Origin of the sequence: Acinetobacter sp. OYA S30 (assembly GCF_033599315.1) — a bacterium.
Taxonomy (GTDB): Bacteria; Pseudomonadota; Gammaproteobacteria; order Pseudomonadales; family Moraxellaceae; genus Acinetobacter; species Acinetobacter baumannii.
Window position 1 is genome coordinate 15916 of the sequence record NZ_JAWVAV010000034.1, and the last position, 19407, is coordinate 35322.

Here is a 19407-nt window from a genome sequence, read left to right on the forward strand (position 1 = left end):
AACTTATACTTTTTTATGACGACCGAAATAACCACGTTTGGCTAACTCTAATTTGGCAATCATGCCTTTATGTACTTCATCCGGACCATCAGCTAAACGTAAACTGCGTGCTTGGGCAAAGAAACCTGTTAATGGCGTATCTCTTGAAACGCCCGCACCGCCATGTAGCTGAATCGCCATATCGACTACTTTTTCTAATACGCTTGGAGCGACTACTTTAATTGCAGATATTTCTGTTAAAGCAGCCATGTTTCCTAAAGTATCCATTTTATAAGCAGCATACAAGGTTAAAAGTCTAGCTTGATCTATGGCTACACGTGCATCGGCTACGCGTTCGAGGTTTCCACCAAGTTTTAAAATTTCTTTGCCAAACGCCGTTCTAGACATGCCTCTATCAATCATAAGCTCTAGTGCTTTTTCAGCAGCTCCGATACAGCGCATGCAATGATGAATACGTCCTGGCCCTAATCTGCCTTGTGCAATTTCAAAACCTTGACCCGCTCCACCAATAAAGTTTTCAAGAGGCACTCGAACATTATTAAAATGAACCTCACCGTGTCCATGCGGTGCATCGTAGTCACCAAACACAGGTAACATACGTTGAATTTCAACACCTGCCGTATCAATCGGTACTAAAACCATAGAGTGTTGATGATGGCGGTCTTTAGTTTCATCTGGAGTATGGGCCATAAAAATAATGACTTTAGCATTTGGATCACCTAAACCAGACGACCACCATTTTTTGCCATTTAAAACAATTTCATTACCGTCAATGAGTGCAGTCGCTTGCATATTAGTTGCATCGCTTGACGCGACATCTGGTTCAGTCATGCAAAAAACAGAGCGAATTTTTCCGTCCAATAAAGGCTCTAACCATTGTTGTTTTTGCTGTTCACTGCCATAGCGCCATAACACTTCCATATTTCCCGTATCTGGTGCATTACAGTTAAAAACAGTTGGCGCTAATAAACTACGACCAGTCAATTCAGCAATATGTGCATATTCTTGAACAGTTAACCCAGCACCCAACTTTTCATCGGGTAAAAACATATTCCAAAGGCCTGCCTGTTTGGCTTTAGATTTTAGAGTTTCTAAAAGCTCAGGCCACTGCCATTTTTTCCGGTTTCCATCTGGATTTAACTCGTGAACTTCTTGCCAAAATTTTGCTTCAACAGGTTCTATTTCTTCTAAAATAAATTTTTTAGTTCGCTCAGCAAAATCTTGAGCTTTCTTGGAGAGTTCAAACATTCTTTTTCCTTTACATCATTATCTGGTCTTTACATCAACATAACTTGAAACTTAATATGAATGAAATGATTTTATTAAATAATGCATCATGAATAATATTCATAACTTACATGGTCTAGACCTAAGTTTTTTTCACCGAATTGATATTAATTTATATCCGTTATTTATCGCGATTTATGAGCAAAAAAGTATTTCAAATGCGGCAAGTAGTCTTAATATTACACAGTCAGCAGCAAGTCATGCTTTGCAGCGTTTACGCCAGCAACTTGAAGATGATGTATTTATACGTGTAGGTAATAAAATGTCTGCCACTCCTTTTGCCGAGCAGATTTACCCAACTGTGAAACAAGCACTTTTAACCATTCAAAATATTAGCCAGCAGAAGCATGTGTTCGACCCAACAAGTTTAAAAAACTTAAAAATCGCCGTGCATGATGAAATTGAGCCGATTATTCTTCCAAGATTGGCTCAACACTTTCAAAATCTTAATTTAGATTTGCAGTTTGTGAGTATGAAACTCGATCGAAAACATATTATGGCGGACTTGGCGACACAACAGCTCGATTTCGTGATTGATCTAGAACAATACTTATCTCCAAAAATTACCTTTGATCATTTGGTCACAGATGAGTTCGTTATTTGCAGCCAACTTAAAGAAGTCGATTTAGCTAGTTATATTAATGGACGACACATTGGTGTTTCATCACGCCGTACGGGTGCTTTACTTGAAGATATTTATTTAAACCAACACCAAAAAATTTCAAGAAATGTATTTATGCGCTGTCAAAACTACTCAACCGCGTTACAAGTCTTGGGAGCCCAAGCCGACGCAATACTCACCATGCCCCGTATGATTTTGCAGCATTTATCTTATAGCCCTAAGATTCGGTTACATTCTCTACCTTTTGAGATGACCAATATTAAAATGGGTATGTTTTGGCACGAAGATTTAAGGGATAATTTAAGACATCAATTTTTGCGACATGAAATTATTAAACTTTTTCAGTAAAGCAAATTGATCTACTAAGCTTCTATCATACAAGGACCAGTAATGAGTAAAGATGAACGTATAATCCAGAATCAGGACAACAAAAAAACGATTCGTCATGAAGATTACATTGCTGGTATTGGTAAAGGCATGGCGATTTTAGATAGCTTTAGTAGTAATCAACATCGTTTAAACATTTCTATGGCGGCTGAAAAAACCGGCCTTACCCGAGCGGCAGCAAGACGCCATTTATTAACTTTAGAATATTTAGGGTATCTTGAGTCAGATGGCCACTATTACTATTTAACCCCTAAAGTACTCAAATTTTCAGGAGCTTATTTAGGTGCAGCTCAGCTTCCGAAAGTGTCTCAACCTTTATTAAATCTTCTAACTAACCAAACCTCTCTCATTTATTCTGTGATGGTACTTGATGGTTATGAAGCCATTACGATTGCCCGTAGTGCTGCCCACCAACAAACCGACCGCGTAAATCCATATGGTTTGCATTTGGGTAACCGCTTACCTGCTCATGCAACCTCGGCGGGTAAAATTTTACTGGCACATTTAAGCCAAGAAGAACAATTGGACTGGCTCCAAAAATATCCGCTTCAGCGTTTAACTAAATATACGCATGTCGAAAATGATAAATTTTTAGAGTTACTCAAAGAAATCCGAGAACAAGATTGGTGTTATTCACGTGAAGAGCACGAATTAGGTGTCCATGCGCTCGCCGTACCGATTTATGGACAAGATTTTAAAGTGATTGCTGCCTTAAACATTGTTTCTCCAACCATGAGAACAACTGAAGAATATTTAATTCAACATATTTTGCCGCTATTGCAAGAGACTGCGCGGGATTTAAGACAAGTTCTTTAAATCTTACTTAGGCTATTTCTATAAGATTAATTTTGTTTTTGCTTAGGCTATTTGAATAAATAAAATGGTTGGAATGTATGCTTAGGCTATTTCTAAAAGTAATTAAATGGGATTTTTAAATAGCGGATGCCATTCGCTTCAGGTTCCGGAAAATTTCCACCGTTCATATTAATTTGAATTGAAGGCAGAATTAATTTTGGCATTGCCAAAGTAGCATCTCTTTCTTGACGCATTTTTATGAATGATTCTTTGGAAACTCGTCGATTTAAATGGATATTGCTTTGCTTTTGAGTTTTTATATCTGTTTGACAGATATATTCGTCACGGCCTTCGGGCTTATAATCATGGCATAGAAACATACGCATATCGTCAGGAAGTGTATAAAGCTTTTGTACCGAATCATAAAGTGCAGCAGCACTTCCTTTAGGAAAGTCGCATCTGGCCGAACCATAATCGGGCATAAATAAAGTATCCCCGACAAAAACAGCATCACCAATCACATAGCTTAAGCAAGCAGGTGTATGCCCTGGTGTAGGAATGTTATAGGCATCTATTTCCCCTATTTTGAAATGTTCATAATCTTCAAATAGATAATCAAAAGGCTGATTTTCATTGAATTTCTTAAAATCAAAATTATAAATAGCCGAAAATGTTTCTTGTACTACCGAGATTTTTTGACTAATCGCAATTGTACCGCCCAATTTAGATTTTAAATATTGAGCCGCAGTCATATGGTCCGCATGTACATGGGTTTCTAAAATCCATTGTACTTTAAAGTTTTGCGCCAAGACATAATCGACGATCAGATCAGCATTAGTTGTTTTTGTAGTGGCCGAAGCAGCATCATAGTCAAGCACACTATCAATAATTGCGCATTGACGAGTCGCTAAATCCGCAACAACATAGCTAAAAGTATTGGTATTTTCATCAAAAAAATCTTTTACTAGAGGTTGTTGCATATCTTTAATTTCCTTTATTTAAAATTCGGTAAATAAACATTCCTACTAACATCGCGACAATAAAATAAAGTGCTTCAAAATGCCCTAATCCAATAAGAGTTAAAGCGGGCGCTGGACATATACCTGCTATTCCCCAGCCTATACCGAAAATAAAAGCGCCTACAATTAACCTTTGGTCAATCTGTGTATTTGTTGGTAATTGAATTTGTTCATTAAAAATCGTTTTTGGTTTTTTAATAGCCCTTTGAAACGGAATAAATGCCACAGCAATAGCACCTAGCATCACAAACATTAAGCTAATATCCCATTGTCCAAAAATATCTAGAAACCCTAAAACCTTTGCAGGGTTAGACATACCAGAAATCATTAACCCCAATGAAAACAAACCACCAAATATAAAAGCAAAGATATTTTTCATAAGATTACCCCAGCACATGGCGAATGATATAAACAGTCAGCATGCCAGCAAACATAAAAACTGCGGTCGCTATTATTGAGCGTTTTGATAGCCTGCTCATTCCACAAATACCATGCCCACTTGTACAGCCTGATCCAAGTCGTGTACCAAAACCAACAAGTAGCCCTGCCAGAATAAGTACAAATGAATTGGCTTTAATTTCGATTTCAGGCTGATAGAAATAACCATATATAAAAGGTGTAATCACGAGTCCTGCAATGAACCAGAATGCAGAACTTTTAAATATATCTCTAGATGGGCTAATGAATTGGGCAAGCAAACCACTAATTCCAGCTATACGACCATTTATATATAAATACCCAACTGTTGCGACACCGAGTAATAAACCACCCACAAAGGCATAGACAATACTTGACATATAAGCACTCTTAACAATATATGTTTTTATAAACTGTATTATACGCTGATTCTTTTAGAAATACTTAATATAAAACTTTTAAGTTTATAATTCTTCTTAACAAGAAAAAGCCCCAAGATTTTGGGGCTTTTATTATTAAATTAGATCTTTAATGCCTAATTGTTCAGGTAATTTTTCCATAACTTTATTTAATCTATTATTTGCTGGAGATATACAACCTGTGTAATGGCTTAATTTTGTTTCTGTACCATTTGGTTGAATCCAGGTGATGTAATAGCTAGGCATATCGGTCGCAGTTTGCTGACAACCTGCAGTTTTAGATTGGGTTCCTGTTTGCGGACGATAAGTTTTTAATTCATCAGCAAGTTTTTGATAATCTTTTACGCTACCTTGAATTTCTTTAACGCCAATTGCTTTTGTATATTGCTTACCTTCAAAACGAATTAAACCTGTAGGTGTTACTTCTACTGAGTAAATTGGGCATGCGCCGAAACATGGACTAGAAGCATAACGAATGGTTTCTTGTGTATTAGGTGCTTGTTGAACAGAAGCACAACCCATTAAAGCCAAACCGGATAAAGTTGCAAGAACTAAAAATCTCATTACATCACCTATTATTATCAAGTGGCATTAATCTAACAAATCATATGCAAATTGTCATTAAAGACTCATTTTTCATAGTATTATTTGCTATTACTTAGGCTATTTTTAGTTATCAAGAAAATTAAAATATAAAGCACATAAAAAAAGGCCCATCGTTAGATGAGCCTTAAGCCAATTAAAGCTTAAATTCCTGAAATACAAATTATTACTGGGTAGTAATAACCTGCGCCGACCATTCTATCTTAATGCAATACATTATTTAAATATAATATAAGTATATATTTACGCTCGTTTTTCCAACAAAAAAACCTGTTTTTTAGAGTTAAAAACTCAATAATGTTTATTTTTAATTAAAATTCACAACTTTAAGTTAAACAAAACTTAATAAATTTTGAAATTTTATTTATAGGTAAAACATTATAAAAAAATGCTTAATAGTTCGGCTATATCTAGTGTTCAGGATGAATCAATTATAGGAATATTTTAAGTTTAGCAATAACTTCAAGCACTTTTTTACTATTTGGTAAAGCTATCTCACTAAAATTACAGAATTTACGCAAACACTCTAATAGAAAAAAGATATTAAAAAAATAAGGGCAAAAGAAAATTTAACCTTTTGCCCTCTTTCATTATTTCTCTAAACTATATGCGATCACATAATCACCATGGTCTGGGGACTGTCGTGCTCCACCTGCGGTAACAACCACATATTGTTTACCTGTTTTAGGTGAAACATAGCTAATTGGAGTTCCCTGACTACCTACTGGCATACGTGACTTCCACAGCTCTTTACCTGTAGATGAATCAAAAGCACGCAAGTAATAATCTTGAGTTGCAGCAAAAAAAACTAAACCACCTTGAGTTGCCATTGGCCCACCAATAGTTGGCATACCAATCGGTGCTTTCAAACCCATCTTAATACCAAGTGGTCCAGTGTCCTCAACTGTACCAAGTGGTACTTGCCATGCAACCTGACGAGTTTTCATGTCAATTGCTGTCATGGTACCAAACGGTGGTTTCTGACAAGGAATACTTAAAGCGGACATAAAGCGGTTTTTATTCACTTTATATGGTGTACCTTTCATTGGTACAGCACCCATACCTGTATTTACTTTTTCGCCACCACTCGCCTGAATCTTAATGTCTTCAGGTGTTTGTTTAATGAGTTGAACCCATAAACCAAGACGCATATCGTTTACGAACATGTAACGATGTGTCGGGTCAAAAGCAATGCTACCCCAGTTCATGCCACCTAAAGAACCAGGGAAGCTTAATGAAACATCAGTACCCGGTGCAGTAAATAAACCTTCGTAACGCATTGACTTAAAGTTAATACGACACATCAGTTGGTCAAACGGCGTCGCACCCCACATATCTGACTCAGTTAAAGTCTGATTACCAATTTGAGGCATTTCAACAGAACGGGGTTGAGTTAAACTGTATTGCTCACCCGGAATATTTGCCGCTTTCACTGGCTGTTCAATTACTTTAGTTAGCGGTTTACCAGTTACGCGGTCAAGGACAAAGAATTGACCTGATTTGGTTCCAATCACAACAGCTGGTTTAGTCGTACCATCTTTTAATGGAAAGTCGACTAGACTTGGTTGCATTGGTAAGTCAAAGTCCCATAAGTCATTATGAACAGTTTGATATACCCACTTTTCTTTACCCGTTGTCGCATCAAGTGCTAACACAGAAGTATTGTATTTGTGATCTAACGGATTACGGTTTCCGCCCCAAATGTCAACAGATGAACTACCCATCGGTAGGAACACTGTATTCATTTGTGGATCATATGACATTGCAGCCCAAGAGTTTGCCGAACTACGTTTATAAGTTTCACCCGGTTTAAGAACGTAGTTAGGATCTGGATTACGCGGGTCAAATGCCCAGCGAAGTTTACCCGTAATCACGTCATAACCACGTATTACACCACCCGGCATATCTGCTGCCACGTTGTCGGCAATACGGCTACCCACCACAATAGTTGTTCCGGCAATAGTTGGTGCAGAAGTCACTTCAAAACGTGGAGCCTTAGTCCCACCGCCTAAGCCTTCGAGTAGATCAACCGTTCCATTTACACCAAAGTCCGCACAGCGCTGACCATTATCTGCATTGACTGCAATTAAACGGCCATCTGGCGTATTGGTATATACACGACGTGGACAGGCTGTGTTGTTGGCAACAGTAGTGACTGGAGTTGCACCAGCTAAAGTTGGTTGCACCAGTGGTTTAGTTGAATCGAAGTATGCAACACCACGGCAACGTTCCCAAGCATCGGCTTTTGAGTTTACCTCAACTTTCCAGATCTGTTTGCCCGAGTCAGCATCTATGGCAAAAATGTTGTTATGTGGCGTACATAAAAAGACTTTATTTCCAACTTGTAGTGGCGTCATTTGGTCTTCGGCACCATTACCACTACCCGTTGTAAAATCACCTGTTCTAAAGCGCCACGCTTCTTTTAGTTTATGAACGTTATCTCGGTTAATTTGGTCGAGAGCAACAAAGCGACTACCACCCGCATCATTACCATAATTTTCCCAATTCACCTGTTTTTTTGCAGGGTCAACTGGCACTAAAGGTAGTTTTTCACCTGAGCTTGCTACTGTTGGATGCGGTTGGAACATTTGATAGAGCGCAATCAACATACCCACAACAACTAAGCCACCTACTGCATAGGCTGAAGATGCCAAACTAGTTTGAAATTGGTAGCGTCGAATTGAAGGTAAGGTAAATAACAACGCAGCAAAAAGACCAGCAGGAAACATTAACCGCGAGAATAACGGCCAAAATTCCCATCCAGCATCAATGAGTGACCAAATTACGGTACCAACAAAAACAGCCCCAAAAATCCAGACGCCCAGCGCTTTTTTTCGGAAAATACTAATTGCTGAAATGGTTATAAACAGTCCTGAGATAAGGAAATACCAAGAACCACCGAGAGATACTAGCTTTCCACCGCCCACGATATAAAAAATACCAGTAGCCAATAAAGCTAAACCTAAAATAAAACACCATATTTTGAATAAGATATGAAACTTAGAATCTGACTCAGACATAGATCCTACTCCACATATACTGAACCCGAATAGTTCAAGCATTTGGGCCAGTTAAACTATGTCTAACCAGCCATCAATATTATTAAAAATTAACTTTTACACTCAGGCCTGCCACCCAAGCATCATCGACTTCTTTCACACCAGCAGGTTGATAGATATATTGAATGTTTGGACGTAACATGACGGCTGGAGACCATTGATAGGTATAGTTCAACTCGACATTTAACTCGTCGTCTTGAATTGGAATATAGTCAGATGCAATCGGATCATAGCTATAGTATCCGCGGCTTTCGTTTGTCGCGATCTGTTTATCTTTAGCACGATCATTGACTACATAATTGGCAATACCAAAACCAATCGAATCATTTGGACGGCTATCAAACGGTCCCTTATACCAAAGAGCAAGCTGTTGCGTACTTTGAACAAAAGTCGTTGCTTTATCATTTACAACGCTGTTAAAACTGACATATAAACCGCGTTTCGGATCTTGGCCATTATTCGTAAGTTGTTGCTGTGCATTAATCCAGAAGCTTTGTTTTCCGTCATGCACTTTACCCGCAGTTTTAATATCATTTGCTTCTGCGGTTGAGTACAGCGCACCTACTTTATATTCACCCGGTAAACCATTAAAAGCAGCAAGTTTTGGTTTCCATGCAAGTTCAACTGGTATGGTAGCACCCTTGACGTTATTCATATCCAGATTAAAACCATCACTGTTTGATTCAGTTTTAATATTGTCTGGATTGACCTCATACACACCAACACCTAAAGTCCATTCAGGTGCAAACTGATATTTAACGTTTGTCGCCCAAACACCGACTGGTGAGTTATACCAAATTGAACCAATTGATTTTCCTAACTGCCCACCGCAAAGCAATAAGTTCTGAAACTCACATTGAGAACTATTAAAGTCCTCTGACATTCCCATACGACCAAATTTGACCTGTACAGTATTATCAACAAAGCCCTTCTTCACCCATGCTTGGGATAAACGCCAAATTTTCCCGCGACCATAAATTTCTTGAGCATTGCCCAATTGGCTAGAACGTGGGTCTTTAATACGCTCAAGAGTTAATGCATTACCGTCACGTTTAGTCACGACTAGGCTCGCTGTTGTATCTTTCCAACCAGCAATTTTTTCTAAATCTAGGTTTGCACCTAAAGAAAGTTGTGCGGCATTTTCAAAAGTATTGCTGTCGTTATAACCACCATCTAAATTGGTGGCGCTTTGGCTCATAATAGAAGCAGTAAATTTATAGCCCTGTTGCTCTAATTGCTGGCGTTTTCCATTCCAATCACCAAGCAACCATTGACGGTCTTGTGACCACGGCTCATTTGCAAGTGCAAATTGGCTGCCCAATACAGCAATTGTTAGCACACTCAATTTCATTACATTTGGCATTTCAAGTCCCTTTTGTCTTTTCTGAAATGCGCCCCTGTTTTGAGGCGCTTTATTTTTTGTTATTTAACTTGCACAAACCCGAGTTCAGATGTAGCACCAAAGCGATCAGTCACATTTGCTGTAATTGAGGCAACTTTGACTGTTGGTTTCCAATTGGCTTTTGCTTTACCTTCGGTATCTGTAGCTAATGTTATTGTTCCTAAATATTGCTCAGCTTCTTTTGATACTGTATTTTGGTTGCCAAAAAACTCAACTTGATAGCGTTGATTTGGTAAGCCATTAACTTCTACTGTAACTGAACCTTTATTCGCTGTTAACTTAGGAGCTTTAATACCCTGATTCGGCTGAGCATTACAGCCTTGCTCATTTGGCTGAGTACATGTCTTTTGAAGCTTAGATGGTTCAATCACCACACCACCACCACGAGAGCCAACAAACCCTTCATGGTCAAGTGCAGGTACTCCAAATACAATTGCCCCTAAACGCTGATCTGGTACACATGAACCACCTGCTTCACAACGTTTAATATCTTTACCATTGTCCCAAATCAGGTTTTTAGTTAATGTAATTCTTGCATTTGCATCTTTTTCAGAGCGGATGGCTACACCAATACGGTTACCATGTACTTTATTGCTATCAAGAATGTTGCCATCACCCGTCATATTGAAACCAATCGAGTTATTGGTCATTTCGTTGTAGGCGATATAGTTACGTTTGCCCCAGTTAATCTGTAAACCATCTGAATAGTTTTCGAATTTATTACCAACTACGGCATTGTCATTACCCCACAAAATTTCAATACCTTGTGATGGTTCTGGATTTGCTTTGGTTGAAACAAAATGGTTATTCGCAATTAAGTTAAAAGCAGCACCACGTGTCAGTTCTAAACCATCTCCATTGTCTTGGAAAATGTTGTCTAAAACCTTATTGTTATTAGTCGTGGTTGCAGTTGGGTTACCTTTACCATCATCACCCGTCAACATAACACCAGCACCACCATAGTTATTACTAATACGGTTATGTTGAATCAGGTTATTGCTTGAGCGGTTAATCAATACCCCAATACAGAAGCGATGAATGTCTAAACCTTTTAAAGTGACATTGTTGACGTCACGTAATACCAACCCCGGTAAAGTCATAGTACGTACATTGGTACCGTACTGCTCAGGGTTTGCACCTGGACAAGCTTTTGCACCTTCACCTTTAATATAGTTTGAACCATCAATTGCGATGTATTCGCCAGTTTTATCCCACTGAGTACCAATGATTTTGACGGGTGCTTTAATTTCAGGAAGTGCGCTGTTTAATTTAATCGCATAAGGTGCTTTGCCTACTGCTTGAATCAAAATTTCGCTAGCTTCGCTTGGGTTCGCATTAGCTTGTTCAATTGCCCAGCGTAAAGAGCCTTTATTGCTATCGTCTTGATAACGGTCAACCACATAAGTTTGAGCCGCAGCTATGCCTGAAACCATCAAACCTAATGCAAGAGTAGTTAAACGTAATGTATTCATTTCATCATATCCTTATGATTTACGGGTTTGTTGGTTGAACGGTTTGTAAAATCTGTTTGAGCTTAGTCACATCAATTTGACCCGGTGCAGAAGCCTGACCAATCATGCCAAAGCTATAACTTCCGCCCATATTGGCAGTCGCAACACGAGAAATCGTACCTAATTGCCCCATCGACATTGTCAATAATGGCTTAGTGGTTTGCTGGCTTACTTTTAAAGTTGCGTTCATTAAAGTGAAGACATCTTGTTTAGATTTAGGCATTACAGCAATTTTGAGAACATCTGCGCCCATTTGATCTTGTTTTAACAAGCGTTTTTCAATTTCATCTTGGCTTGGTGTTTTTTGGAAGTCGTGATTAGACATGACAACAAGCACTTTCTTTTGATGTGCTTGTTGAACAATTTCTGAAACTACTTTTTGATCACGGAACATTTCAACATCTAACCAGTCCATGAACGGATTTTTTAAATAAGCCTGATAAGTCTTACCATAATCAGCATCACTAATTTCAAGCTGACCCCCTTCGTTTTTTGTACGAATAGTGGCAATCATTGGCTTATTGCCTAAAATCTTTTTCAACTCATGGCCCAAGGCAATCACTTGTTTTGTATCGCTGGCAAAGCTTAATAAATCGATACGGAACTCTGCTAAATCAGCATCTGCCGTATTTGCAATGACTTGAGCTTGTGCCAATGCTTGTTCTTTAGTTTTTGCGGTAATCGGAACAATCGTTTTAACGGCTGTAGCGGCAGGTTGTGCCTGAGCAGCTAAAGCAACAGGTTCAGCATTTACCTGTGCAGTAAAAAATGGGAGTGCAAGCAAACTTAGGCTTAATAATGTTTTCATGTTCATAGGTTCATCCTTAAAAAGGCTACACGCATCCTTGAATAATCAGGTGTAGCCTTAGGTGTTTCTTAAATATCAAAAAATACAGTTTCGTCATCGCCTTGAATACGAATATCAAAGCGGTAAACAACTTCACCATTTTCTTCAAAACGTTTCGCAATAAGTGTTTGGCGACGTGGTGCCCATTCAATGCTATTTAGAATTGGATCGTTAGCATTTGCCTCTGCTTCATCTTCAAAATAAACTCGTGTATGAAGACCCAAGTTAATACCGCGAGCGAAAATGACTAATGCAATATGAGGTGCTTGAGTTGAACCTTTACGGCCTGCTGTCGCGCCCGGCTTAATTGTATTAAAGCTCCAAACACCCGTTTCAAAGTCTGCACCTGTACGGCCCCAACCTTGAAATGCCGGATCAGCTTTTTGCTCACGCGTATCTGCCTGACTTGGATAAATACCATTTGCGTCGGCCTGCCAAATCTCAATGAGTACATCACGTAGCGGTAAACCTAATCCGTCAAACACTTGACCTTCAAGACGAATACGCTCACCTTTGGTTTGGTCTTGAACCAACTGGTTATTAAAGTTGTTTTCAAAAACTTCAATACCGGCCTGTTGTGGCAATAAACCAATGTGAACGTAAGGACCACCTGTTTGAGATGGAGTTTCTTTTAATTCCTGAAAATTCCAGTTGTTCATGCTCGTGCTCCCGATTAAGTCAAATCATTTTCGAAGTAAGTCGCTCGACGTCCACGTAAAGTGATGTCAAAACGGTAACAACGGCTATCTGCTTCGATAAAGTTGTTTTTATCTTCTAGTGCAATCAAGGCACGACGTTGATCTTCAGAAGGAATCGTTTTTAAGATCGGGCAAGTGTCAATGAGCGTATCTCCTTCAAAATAAAACTGCGAAATCAGACGCTGCGCCCAACCATCAGCAATTAAAGAGAAGTGGATATGAGCTGGGCGCCATTCATTAATACGGTTACGCCACGGATATGGACCTGGTTTAATGGTACGGAAAATATAAAAACCATTTTCGTCAGTTAATGTACGACCACAACCACCGAAGTTAGGATCCATTGCACCAATAAACTTATCGTTTGGATGACGATAACGTCCAGAAGCGTTGGCCTGCCATACTTCTAGAAGTGCATTTTTTACAGGACGACCAAATTGGTCACGAACATAGCCATGAACAATGACACGCTCACCAATTGGCAAACCATCTTTGGCATAGTTCAAAATCAAATCGTTATCTTTTGGACCAAACAAATTTGAAGAAAAATGCGGCGCAGTGACTTCAGTTAAAGTCTCATTAATTGAGATCAATGCATTTTTTGGCGAACGTAATACACTTGTTTTATAACCTGGCGTATACGCTGGTGGATGATCATCTGTATTACGTTGGGCGTAAGCACCCCAGCTATGTTGTGACATCTTTATCTCCTTAATCCTGTTCTTTCGCTGCAATTGGGTTTACTTCTATCCCCAACTCTTTAAAGACTTCTTCAGCCATATGCATTGCAGCGTTTGCAGCAGGTAAACCCGCATAGAGTGAACTGTGTAAGATCAGCTCTTTTAAATCTTCTTTAGTTACACCGTTGTTGAAACAAGCACGTAAATGCATGCGTAGTTCATCTTCGCGGCCCAGCGCCAATAAAATTGCGATAGTCACTAAACTACGGGTATGACGTGGTAAGCCTGGACGAGACCACACTTCCCCCCATGCATAACGGCTAATAAAATTTTGGAAATCTTGGTTAAAGTCATTTAGGTTCTGCAAAGACCGACCAACATGTTTTTCACCCAAAACTTCAGTCCGCACCTCAATGCCTTGTTTATAGCGTTGTTCATCATTCATTGTGATAGACCTCTATTAAGTTGCATCGGTATGCGCAACAATTGATTTAATAAATACCGCAACAGCAGCAGCGGTCGCTGGAATAAGTAATAAACTAAGAATGGCGGTAAACGACCAATCATTGCCGAGTAACACAGCTCCAATCCACGCACCAAATACCGCACCAAAACGCCCAATACCCGTCATCCAAGACACACCCGTTGCGCGGCACTGAGTTGGATAGAAGCGTGCACTTAACGCCGGCATCGAAGATTGCGCACCATTAATGGCGATACCCGCACAAAGTACCAATACTGCAAGTAAGGTTGAGTTGCCTAAGCTTTGACCGACAGCAATTGCAAATAGACCTGCGGCAAAGTAGAAAATGGCGATGACTCGGTTCGGGTTAAATTTGTCCATTGCCCAACCAATAAATAATGCGCTCACCACTCCACCGAACTGGAACAAACCGCCAATAAATGCAGCGCGCTCCATCGAAGCACCTGTTTCACGCATAAGTGTTGGTAACCAACTTGTTAGCAAGTAAACAACCACGAGTCCCATGAAGTAAGTCACCCAAAGCAAAACCGTACCTTTGGCATATGGCTTAGAAAACATAATTCCAAAGACATTTTTCTTTTGAACAACTTCTGTTTTTTCTTCAGGCACATGAAATGCTGTCGCATTTTGAATCTGTGCTGGTGCAATATGGTTTAAGATTTTGCGTACTTTTTCTGGATTCTTGCCTTTCACAATTAAAAAGCGGTAAGACTCAGGTAACACCAAAATCACTAAAATCATTAAAATTAAAGGTGACCAGCCGCCGAGCAAAAATAAACTATGCCAACCGTAGGTCGGGATAAGCCAACTGCTAATAAAACCACCTGTAGCCATACCCAAGTTGTAGCCACAGAACATACATGTCACGAGTAATGAGCGAATGCGGGTTGGACAGTACTCAGAAAATAAAGTGGTCGCATTCGGCATAGCTGCGCCAAGCCCAATACCTGTCAAAAACCGTAAAACGACAAGGCTATCCAAGTTGGTTGCATAAGCAGATGCCAAGGTGAACCCACCAAATACAAGCATCGAAAAGGCTAAAACAATTTTGCGGCCAAAGCGGTCAGCTGTCGGGCCAGAAACTAAAGCTCCAATAATCATTCCACCAAGTGCAGCACTCATCACTGGTCCTAACTGAGAGCGATCTACGCCCCAATCCTGAGCCAATGCTGGAGCGATAAAACCCATTGCAGCTGTATCGATACCATCAGTAAAAATAATTAAGAAACAGATGATTGCGATCATCCATTGATATTTACTAAGTGGAGCATCATTAATCAGTGCTTGAGCATCGATGCTTTTGCTTGGTGTAGCGTAATCCTGAGACGCCATATTTGCCTCCTTAAGGCCAATTCCTTTTAAATTACTAAGCGATTAGATTTGCTGAATAAATCTAGTCAATTCCTGAGTAAATCTTTGTGGTTGCTCAATATTAGAAAGATGAGATGCTTCGAGTTTTGCAAGCTGACTGTTATTAATCGCCTTCTGCATAAATTCGGCATCTGCTACCGTCGTTACCGGATCTTCTGTTCCTGCAATCAGTAGCGTTGGAATTTGGATTTGTGCAATTTCATCTCTTAAATCGGCATACGCTAAAGCGCGACATACATTGGCATAACCTTGTGCTGGTGTGTTTGCGAGACTTTGAATCGTTGTCTGTGCAACCACATTATGCTGATAATCAAATTTTTCACTGAACCAGCGGGTATGGGTAGTTTGAACTAGCTCGGCTAAACCATTTTTTTCTACCGATTCAGCACGACTCAACCAAGCCTCGGTTTGACCAATTTTGGCTGCTGAGTTTGCAACTGTAATGCTATTAAAACGATTTGGATGATGAATACCCAACCACAGCCCTGTAATTCCGCCCATTGAAATGCCGCAAAAATGAGCTTTTTCAATATTCAAGGCATCTAAAATATCAACAACATCTTCAGCTAAGTTTTGCAATGTGGTGTCACTAATTACATCACTTTCACCATGACCACGTGTGTCGTATGTAATGACATTAAAATGACTTTTTAATTCATTCAGCTGAGGTTGCCACATACCATGGTCTGTTCCTAATGAATTAGAAAACACAAGTACAGGAGCATCTTTTAGACAATCTGTATAAACTGCTAACTGTTTTCCTTGACGATTGCTAATAGTCTGTTTCACTTTGACTCTCCTTGTGCTTCTTTCAAAACCGCATCAATCTGTTGCTGAATATTGCCTAAATAGTTTTCTGGTTTGAAAATATTCCTTATCTCTTCTTGGCTAAACTGCCCTTTTACTTCATCTAGTTGGCTAACAACATCAAACAAATGCTGGTTTTGTGCTACTGCTGTTTTACATGCAGCTTCAACTAAATGATGAGCATTTAAACGCCCAATTTTGGGAGCAAGTGCCATCATCACCGCTTCTGCCATAATCAACCCGTTGGTACACTCAAGGTTCTGTTGCATATGTTCAGCATTCACTTCGAAACCTTGTAAAACTTCACCAGTACGAGTTAATGCTCCAGCACAAAGCTGAAAGATTTCTGGAACTGCTAACCACTCTGCATGCCATGCACCTAAGCTACGTTCATGTTCCTGTACCATGCTTTGATAAATGCTAGACATCAGTGCTGGTACACGATTCGCCGCGGCCAATACGGATGCTGCCGCAACTGGATTACGCTTATGAGGCATGGTCGATGAACCACCACGACCCTTTGCGGTTGGCTCAAACAACTCTGCAATTTCAGTTTGCATCATGAGTGACCAATCCCGTGCCATCTTGCCCGTATTCCCGACAATCATGCCAAGCACACTTGCAATTTCTACAATACGATCACGCTCACCATGCCATGTACTTGTTGGTACAGTCAGATTCAGTTGCTTCGCAAATGCGCTGACCACAAGCGAACCTTGGTCTTGCAAAGAAGCTAATGAACCCACAGCACCGCCTAACTGAGCAGTGAGCACACGTGATTTCATAGCTTGTATACGGTCTAAATCACGTTTAAATGCAGAAGCCCAACGAGCAAGTTTATGTCCCAATGTAATTGGTAAAGCTTGCTGTAACCATGTACGTCCAATCATGACTTGATGGCGATATTGCTTGGCTTGCTGTAATGCAGTCGCATAGCATTGTTGAAGTTGGCCTTCCACCATATTCAACGCATCACGGCATTGCAAAATACAAGCTGTGTCTAAAATATCCTGACTGGTTGCACCCCAATGCACATAACGCGAAGCATCTTCATCAATATCTTTAACAATTGCCGTAAGCTGTTTTACAAATGGAATTGCAATATTTCCAGCTAAACCAGTTGCTAGCGCCAAAGTGGAAAAATCAAACTTGTCTAGTGCATGCTCAGCTACTTGGGCAATGGTATTAGCCGCATTTTGAGGAATCACACCAACTTGTGCCTGCGCTTGGGCTAACGCAACTTCAACCTGAATCATGTAGGTGATTAAAGATGAGTCACTAAAGATGTCAGTGACGTCTTTTTGGTAAAACAAGCTGGCATATAACTGGCTCATGATTAAACTCTCTCAATAATCAATGCGATGCCTTGGCCTACCCCAATACACATTGAACACAAGGCATAACGACCACCTGTTTGTTCAAGCTGGTTTAAGGCTGTGGTCACTAAGCGTGCACCTGATGCACCCAGTGGATGGCCTAATGCAATTGCACCACCGTTTGGGTTTACCTTGTCAGAATCATCTGGTAAACCTAAATCACGGGTCACTGCCAAAGCCTGTGCAGCAAAGGCTTCATTCAGCTCAATCACATCCATCTGATCTAAAGTCAGGTTAGCTTGTTTAAGTAATTTTTTAATCGCTGGTGCCGGAGCAAAACCCATAATACGTGGCTCTACACCCACTGCTGTTGAAGCAATGATCTTGGCACGTGGTTTTAGGTTATAAGCCTGAACTGCCTCATCAGAAGCAATCAGTAGAGCTGCCGCACCATCGTTAATACCTGAAGCATTCCCCGCAGTAACTGTGCCATCTGCTTTAACCACAGGTTTAAGTTTGCTTAAACCTTCAAGCGTAGTGGATGCACGAGGATGCTCATCGGTATCAATCACAATAGCATCACCCTTACGCTGAGGGATTTCAACTGCCACGATTTCTTTAGAAAAAAAGCCTTTGGCTTGCGCGCTTGCGGTGCGTTGTTGGCTCACCAAGGCAAACTGGTCCTGATCTGCACGATTGACGTTGAACTGTTCAGCGACGTTTTCAGCAGTCTGGGGCATGGTGTCTACACCATACAATTCTTTAAGTTTAGGGTTAATGAAACGCCAGCCCATAGTGGTGTCCTCAATCTTCTGGCTACGGCCAAAAGCACTGTCTGACTTACCCATTACATAAGGTGCACGGCTCATGCTTTCCACACCACCTGCAATTACCAAGCTCGCTTCACCTGCTTTAATGGCACGGGCAGCAATGGCAATGGCATCGAGTGAAGAACCGCATAAACGGTTAATGGTGGTTGCTGGAACCTGATACGGTAACCCAGCAAGTAAAGCTGACATACGGCCGACGTTACGGTTATCTTCACCGGCTTGGTTGGCACAGCCGTAGATCACATCATCGACCTGTTCCCAATCTACATTTGGGTTACGCTGCATGAGCGCTTTAATCGGCACAGCGCCAAGGTCATCGGCACGGACAGGCGCAAGGCCACCGGCGTAACGGCCAAATGGAGTACGGATGGCATCGATGATATAAGCGTTTTTTAATGTCATTTCCCTACTTCCTTACCCTTGAGTCGCATCAATCAAAGTTGCACCGGTTAAAGCCTGTAACTCATCAAAGCTAAGACCTTCAACTTTCTCAATCACCTTTAAACCATCTTTGGTCACATCAATCACACACAGGTCGGTGTAAATACGGTCAACACAATGTTTACCCGTTACCGGATAGGTCAGCTCAGCCACAATCTTCGGCTCACCTTGTTTGGTGACGTGGTCTGTAGTGATAAATACTTTCTTGGCACCAACCGCCAAATCCATCGCACCACCTACGGCAGGAATCGCATCAGGTGCACCCGTGTGCCAGTTCGCCAAGTCACCATTGGCTGCCACCTGAAATGCACCAAGCACCGCAATATCAAGGTGACCACCACGCATCATGGCAAAGGAGTCTCCATGGTGGAAAAAGCTGCCGCCTTCAAGCATGGTCACAAACTCTTTACCA

General features: G+C 40.5%; 19 protein-coding genes. 2 read left to right on the forward strand and 17 right to left on the reverse strand.

Features of this window, described 5'->3' with window-relative positions; translation table 11 throughout:
• Positions 1 to 3: 3 nt before the first annotated feature.
• Positions 4 to 1248, reverse strand: a complete 1245-nt coding sequence (locus R5R67_RS15010) for an acyl-CoA dehydrogenase family protein (RefSeq protein ID WP_318754954.1) — start codon at positions 1246 to 1248, stop codon at positions 4 to 6.
• 88 nt (positions 1249 to 1336) lie between these two features.
• Between R5R67_RS15010 and R5R67_RS15015 the strand changes: the two genes are divergently transcribed.
• Together R5R67_RS15015 and pcaU are read left to right on the forward strand one after the other, a co-directional pair.
• Entirely contained in the window at positions 1337 to 2257 is a 921-nt protein-coding gene (locus R5R67_RS15015) for a LysR family transcriptional regulator (protein ID WP_001059553.1), read from the forward strand.
• Between the two features lie 42 nt (positions 2258 to 2299).
• On the forward strand, positions 2300 to 3112 hold the full coding sequence (gene pcaU, locus R5R67_RS15020; protein WP_000030960.1) for an IclR family transcriptional regulator PcaU: 813 nt from the start codon (positions 2300 to 2302) through the stop codon (positions 3110 to 3112).
• A 92-nt stretch (positions 3113 to 3204) separates the two neighbouring features.
• Here the strand turns inward: pcaU and R5R67_RS15025 are convergent, their stop codons facing one another.
• The 16 genes from R5R67_RS15025 to R5R67_RS15100 form a co-directional block, all read right to left on the reverse strand.
• Positions 3205 to 4071 (reverse strand): MBL fold metallo-hydrolase, encoded by an 867-nt coding sequence (locus R5R67_RS15025; protein ID WP_001187023.1) that lies wholly within the window; start codon positions 4069 to 4071, stop codon positions 3205 to 3207.
• 4 nt (positions 4072 to 4075) lie between these two features.
• Positions 4076 to 4489, reverse strand: coding sequence for a DUF6691 family protein (locus R5R67_RS15030; RefSeq protein WP_000789128.1), 414 nt, complete (start codon positions 4487 to 4489; stop codon positions 4076 to 4078).
• A 4-nt stretch (positions 4490 to 4493) separates the two neighbouring features.
• Positions 4494 to 4907 (reverse strand): YeeE/YedE family protein, encoded by a 414-nt coding sequence (locus R5R67_RS15035; protein ID WP_000095349.1) that lies wholly within the window; start codon positions 4905 to 4907, stop codon positions 4494 to 4496.
• A gap of 135 nt (positions 4908 to 5042) precedes the next feature.
• The gene (locus tag R5R67_RS15040) at positions 5043 to 5510 is read right to left on the reverse strand and encodes a DUF6438 domain-containing protein (RefSeq protein WP_001211835.1); all 468 of its coding nucleotides are present in this window, start codon (positions 5508 to 5510) and stop codon (positions 5043 to 5045) included.
• A gap of 629 nt (positions 5511 to 6139) precedes the next feature.
• Positions 6140 to 8569 carry a glucose/quinate/shikimate family membrane-bound PQQ-dependent dehydrogenase gene (locus tag R5R67_RS15045; RefSeq protein WP_000004243.1) on the reverse strand — a complete coding sequence of 810 codons (2430 nt, stop codon included), beginning with the start codon at positions 8567 to 8569 and terminating at the stop codon, positions 6140 to 6142.
• An 82-nt stretch (positions 8570 to 8651) separates the two neighbouring features.
• Entirely contained in the window at positions 8652 to 9971 is a 1320-nt protein-coding gene (locus R5R67_RS15050) for a carbohydrate porin (RefSeq protein ID WP_001134250.1), read from the reverse strand.
• A 59-nt stretch (positions 9972 to 10030) separates the two neighbouring features.
• On the reverse strand, positions 10031 to 11482 hold the full coding sequence (locus R5R67_RS15055; protein ID WP_318754955.1) for a nitrous oxide reductase family maturation protein NosD: 1452 nt from the start codon (positions 11480 to 11482) through the stop codon (positions 10031 to 10033).
• A gap of 19 nt (positions 11483 to 11501) precedes the next feature.
• Positions 11502 to 12329 (reverse strand): type I 3-dehydroquinate dehydratase, encoded by an 828-nt coding sequence (aroD, locus tag R5R67_RS15060; protein ID WP_085941306.1) that lies wholly within the window; start codon positions 12327 to 12329, stop codon positions 11502 to 11504.
• Between the two features lie 68 nt (positions 12330 to 12397).
• The gene (gene pcaG / locus R5R67_RS15065; RefSeq protein ID WP_001067206.1) at positions 12398 to 13027 is read right to left on the reverse strand and encodes a protocatechuate 3,4-dioxygenase subunit alpha; all 630 of its coding nucleotides are present in this window, start codon (positions 13025 to 13027) and stop codon (positions 12398 to 12400) included.
• A gap of 14 nt (positions 13028 to 13041) precedes the next feature.
• Entirely contained in the window at positions 13042 to 13767 is a 726-nt protein-coding gene (gene pcaH, locus R5R67_RS15070; RefSeq protein ID WP_000077912.1) for a protocatechuate 3,4-dioxygenase subunit beta, read from the reverse strand.
• A 10-nt stretch (positions 13768 to 13777) separates the two neighbouring features.
• Complete coding sequence (gene pcaC, locus R5R67_RS15075) at positions 13778 to 14191, reverse strand: 4-carboxymuconolactone decarboxylase (RefSeq protein WP_000997505.1); 414 nt, start codon at positions 14189 to 14191, stop codon at positions 13778 to 13780.
• A gap of 15 nt (positions 14192 to 14206) precedes the next feature.
• Complete coding sequence (locus R5R67_RS15080; protein WP_000168125.1) at positions 14207 to 15562, reverse strand: MFS transporter; 1356 nt, start codon at positions 15560 to 15562, stop codon at positions 14207 to 14209.
• Between the two features lie 42 nt (positions 15563 to 15604).
• Complete coding sequence (gene pcaD, locus R5R67_RS15085; RefSeq protein ID WP_000814774.1) at positions 15605 to 16390, reverse strand: 3-oxoadipate enol-lactonase; 786 nt, start codon at positions 16388 to 16390, stop codon at positions 15605 to 15607.
• Positions 16387 to 17742: a 3-carboxy-cis,cis-muconate cycloisomerase gene (locus R5R67_RS15090; protein ID WP_000080969.1), complete on the reverse strand. Its 1356-nt coding sequence runs from the start codon at positions 17740 to 17742 to the stop codon at positions 16387 to 16389. Before R5R67_RS15090 ends, pcaD begins: the two co-directional genes overlap by 4 nt.
• Positions 17743 to 17744: 2 nt before the next feature.
• A complete protein-coding gene (gene pcaF, locus R5R67_RS15095; RefSeq protein WP_000172921.1) occupies positions 17745 to 18956 on the reverse strand; it encodes a 3-oxoadipyl-CoA thiolase in 1212 nt (403 codons plus the stop codon).
• 12 nt (positions 18957 to 18968) lie between these two features.
• Positions 18969 to 19407: CoA-transferase (locus R5R67_RS15100; protein WP_029414467.1), on the reverse strand; the 439-nt coding region annotated here is incomplete at its 5' end.